This is a genomic window from Agrobacterium sp. B1(2019), assembly GCF_008274755.1.
GTDB lineage: Bacteria > Pseudomonadota > Alphaproteobacteria > Rhizobiales > Rhizobiaceae > Agrobacterium > Agrobacterium salinitolerans.
The window spans coordinates 1-3,338 of record NZ_VTPB01000009.1 but is presented as its reverse complement, the minus strand read 5'-3'; the positions used below and the strand labels follow the sequence as shown (position 1 = coordinate 3,338).

4 protein-coding genes and 1 pseudogene are annotated in these 3,338 nt (G+C 54.4%); 2 read left to right on the top strand and 3 right to left on the bottom strand.

Annotated features, from left to right (window positions below):
• Positions 1 to 180: pseudogene (locus AGR1_RS29810) on the top strand (transcriptional regulator); the annotation flags it as partial.
• Between the two features lie 26 nt (positions 181 to 206).
• On the opposite strand, the gene AGR1_RS29410 reads toward AGR1_RS29810, so the two are convergent.
• Positions 207 to 1,127, bottom strand: a complete 921-nt coding sequence (locus tag AGR1_RS29410; protein WP_149149242.1) for a nucleotidyl transferase AbiEii/AbiGii toxin family protein — start codon at positions 1,125 to 1,127, stop codon at positions 207 to 209.
• Positions 1,114 to 1,944 (bottom strand): type IV toxin-antitoxin system AbiEi family antitoxin domain-containing protein, encoded by an 831-nt coding sequence (locus AGR1_RS29405; RefSeq protein ID WP_149149241.1) that lies wholly within the window; start codon positions 1,942 to 1,944, stop codon positions 1,114 to 1,116. The genes AGR1_RS29410 and AGR1_RS29405 overlap by 14 nt, the downstream gene beginning before the upstream one ends.
• A gap of 128 nt (positions 1,945 to 2,072) precedes the next feature.
• Here AGR1_RS29405 and AGR1_RS29400 point away from each other — a divergent pair, with 128 nt between their 5' ends.
• Positions 2,073 to 2,342 (top strand): hypothetical protein, encoded by a 270-nt coding sequence (locus tag AGR1_RS29400; protein WP_187772333.1) that lies wholly within the window; start codon positions 2,073 to 2,075, stop codon positions 2,340 to 2,342.
• Positions 2,343 to 2,594: 252 nt separating this feature from the next.
• Here the strand turns inward: AGR1_RS29400 and AGR1_RS29395 are convergent.
• Positions 2,595 to 3,338: HEPN domain-containing protein (locus tag AGR1_RS29395; protein ID WP_149149240.1), on the bottom strand; the 744-nt coding region annotated here is incomplete at its 5' end.

Below are 3,338 nucleotides of genomic sequence, written 5' to 3'. Positions count from 1 at the left end.
AAGATCGGTCCATCGAGCATACGCGGACTTGCCCGATCCGTCGAACGTGACGTTAAGCGTGTCCACCAGGACGTGTCCGCGTTGTCGGACTGGGGTATATTCGAACAAACCGAAGACGGAAAGGTTCACGTACCCTACGAAGTCATCCACGCGAATTTCGACCTCAGAGCGGCAGCCTGATCAGGGACCATACCGCAAAGCTCCTATCACTTTGTGCGCCTTTCAAGGGAGGCCCGCAGCAATTCAACCAGGTCGGATCGTTGGTCGGGATTGAGTTTATCCAGATTGCGCTGCCGCCAGCGGATCGCCGGAAGTTCCGCGACATGGCTGATCCTCAATAATGACCAGTCCGGTTCACCGAGCTCGAAGCCGATCAAAAATGCACGGTGATGATCAGGCATTCCTCCGATCAGTGTCTCTATCATTTCATGCTGCGTCTTGATCAGTTCTTCCATGGCAATGACCTCCTCGGTCATGCCCTCAAAGCCATTGCGGTATTCATTCGCAAGGTCTTTGACGCGGCCCGACAGCACTTCACCCATCGGGCGATTGTGGCTAAGCAGATAAATAATGAACGCTTCGCGAAGTTCATCGCTCAGGCCCTCATGGGTAAGCAATCCCCGCACATCGAAAAGGTCGCGCGGATGTTGGCGGTCCAGCGCGGCAACAAGCTTGCCCGCAAAAAGGTCTTCGAATGAAACGACATTGGTTTCCGCAAAGCCGAACACCTCTTCAACGGCTTCGGTGACGGGGGCGATGAACGGTTCGTGAACGACACCCCGCAGGACGGGTGAGACTTCGATCTTCACCTGCGTTCCCTCTGCCATCACAAGAAGCCGCAAGACAGCGCCATCATGCACGTTTTCGGTGACGCGTGCGCCGCGCAGATCTGTCAATGCGGAAGTCTTGATGCGTTTCATGGCAGCGTCGATTTCCACCAGCGCCTCAGACCTTTCGTGCATGGGCAAATACATTAGATCGATATCAACGGAGAGACGCGGCAGGTCTCGCACAAACAGATTGATCGCCGTACCGCCCTTTAGAGCAAAGCATGTTTCACGGGCAACGATGGGAATGAGGCGCATCAGCAGCCGGACCTGGGCTTGGTACTGGTCACGAAACGGCATCGAGATCCTCTGGTACGGTGATGAGATAGGCCGAATCAAGCTTGCCGCCAGGGACAAGCATACGTTTACCCTTGCCCAGATCGATTGCCGTCTTATCCAGACGCTTGAGCCAGGCATGGCTGTGGCGATCAGCAAAGAAGAAGAAAAGCCGCTTGACCTTCACGCTGTTGCAATCCTTCAGCAGTTTTTGCAGCCGCCTTGGACTGAAATTTGCAGCATTTTGCATGATCATGTCGGCCTGATGAAAACTCTCGTGGCGCGGCAGTTCGTCGAGCATTTCGAGATAGGCCCGTTCGGGCCGTGAAAGCATCAGCGGCCAGTCCCAATGCCCCCACGCAACAGTGGTCAGGCCACTTTCTTGTCCATCGACGGTATGCCATGCAAGGCCGCTTGGCCCTTGGCTGGCCGGATCGTTGGGGAACAAGGTCGCGCTGTTGTGATAAACAAAGCGCTGGGAAAGGTTCAGCTTGCCCAGCCAGGCAGGTGGCTTTTCAATACCGTAAAGGTGGACGGTCTTCATCTCATAAGAGAGGTAATGCGCATAGCCCTGTAGCTCCAGCGCAGTGCGGCCGCCAACGTAAAGCGGCATTCTCGAAAGCAGAGTCTGGAGCGATATGACCACCTGCTGCCAGTTCAGTTCGCCGCGCGGTTTTCTATAAACGCTGCGCACTGGCTGTTCCAACCAATCGTTCTTGACATAATAAGCGCGCAGATTGCTGGCTATGCCACGCTCCTCAAGCCATGCGGCATCTACGACCAGTCCCTCGGGAAGATCTCGTTCAAGTCGGTTTAAAAGTGACGTGCGTTGCTCAGCCATACTGAGCATAATAATGCATATTCAAACCTGATTCAAGTTTACAAAAAACATCATAAACTCAGTCAAACTGACTTAATAACCAAAATGTCAAACTGATTTGTCTTTGTCTCGCACTGCGGCGGACAAGCGTGGCGATCCCGTATATCGCAAACGAGAAATCCGAACTGACCTTCAGCAGGACGAAGGATTTCACCGGTTTCACAACGGACGAGCTGGCACATCTATCCGCAAAAGCCAACCTGGCCAAGAGGCTCGTCCTCGACACCGCCAACGAAACCGTCGCTCAATTCATGGAAAGATGGGAGACCGAAAAGACCAATCTTCCCATGCACAATGATGTTGTCCGGGCCATCGACAGGCATCTTACGACTTTGCCGATTGTCACCGGCAAAGAGTGAAACGATCCCTCCTAACGCGCCTTCGATCTCATTCAGAATGCCTACTCATTGTGCCGTCACAGCAAGACTCACGCCTGTCCTTCCGCTCACTTCGGCGCTATAGGGGAGCGCGTTCCCGTCCGGACAGGCTCGACCATCACGTCCCATATTCCATTGCAGTGGTTGCCTATTCCCGGGGCTTGCTGACCCTATGATTCAGGACGCTGCGGTGGCTGCTGCCTGAGCTCAGGATTATTCTGCCACCCGTGAAGCTCAGTCGCTGGAATTTGCGGCTTGTCCCGCGGCCTGTTTGAGCTTTTCGATGTGCTCGCGGCAGAGCGTCTCAACCAGACTGTGAAGTTCCGTCGTCCGCTCCTGAAGCCAGGTCAGCGCTTCTTCGGAAACCTCGAAACGCTTCGAATAGCGGGCCTTGACGTAGGCCTCATTCAGGATGTTGTACCACGTGGTAAATCGCTGACGATCGCGCGGCCAGATGTCGATCAAACGGTGATCGCGACTTTCGGACAGTCCACGCAGGAATTTGAGGTTGTGAGACGCGGGCGAATAGTTTGTCAGTGTCAGCAGGTAGCAGTTATAGGCGCTCTCCACTGCCTGATGGAGATTGAAGGCGGCTAGGTGCAGGTTACCTTTCGCAACAAGATATTTTGCTACATCAGCGAAATCTCGCGCATCAGGAAAATGCCTGCGGAAATGCTCCTCGGCAACCCTAAGTGCATCGGAAGGGCTGAGCGGTTTCGCTTCAGCCAGCGGCCGGTCGTCGAATTCGTAAAGGACCACACCTTCGCGAGCGAGATCGACGAAGAAGTATTGGCCGTCATGTAAAAAATTGCTGATTTCGCGGGCGCCATGCACGATAAGACCCACGGGCGTCTCGATCTCCTTGTCCCACATCAGCCGGTCGGTTGCCTTGTCCCAGTATTTGGGATCGGCCAGTTCCTTGTTGCTGACGATGACAAGGATGTCGAAATCCGAGCGATAGCCTTTCGACGTATGCGG